This is a genomic window from Nesterenkonia aethiopica, assembly GCF_039534665.1.
Taxonomy (GTDB): domain Bacteria; phylum Actinomycetota; class Actinomycetes; order Actinomycetales; family Micrococcaceae; genus Nesterenkonia; species Nesterenkonia aethiopica.
This window is the reverse complement of record NZ_BAAAVT010000052.1, coordinates 1-516: the sequence shown is the minus strand read 5'-3', so window position 1 is coordinate 516 and position 516 is coordinate 1. Positions and strand designations below refer to the sequence as shown.

Here is a 516-nt window from a genome sequence, read left to right as displayed (position 1 = left end):
CTCGCCTACAGCAAGACCACCGGTGAGGACACGGTCGTCGTGGTCGCCAATCTCGACCCCCACCACACCCAGGAGGCCACGGTCTCGTTGGACATGCCGCAACTCGGCCTGGACCGGCACGCGTCCGCGCCCGTGCGCGACGAACTGACGGGTGAGACCTACCACTGGGGCAGGACCAACTACGTGCGGCTCACACCGGGCCAGCGCCCCGCGCACGTGCTCCATGTCCAGCGACCGTCCACCGCGCCGCAGATCGGAGGGCCCCCAGCGTCATGACAGTCAACGAGCCGGTTCCGGACATCTTCGAGGACGCCCCGGCCAGGGACCGGGACCCGGAGTGGTTCAAGCGTGCCGTCTTCTACGAGGTGCTGGTCCGCTCCTTCCAGGACAGCAACGGCGACGGCATCGGCGACCTGAAGGGCCTGACCGCCAAACTCGACTATCTGCAATGGCTGGGCGTGGACTGCCTGTGGCTCCCGCCCTTCTTCAAGTCCCCCCTGCGCGACGGCGGTTACG

The 516-nt window shown here is 68.0% G+C and carries 1 protein-coding gene and 1 pseudogene; both read left to right on the top strand.

Translation table 11 applies throughout. The features are described from left to right. Positions 1-276: pseudogene (locus ABD658_RS15310) on the top strand (hypothetical protein); the annotation flags it as partial. Next, on the top strand, positions 273-516 hold a 244-nt coding region (locus ABD658_RS15305), incomplete at its 3' end, for an alpha-amylase family glycosyl hydrolase (protein WP_344744978.1). The pseudogene ABD658_RS15310 and the gene ABD658_RS15305, both read left to right, overlap by 4 nt.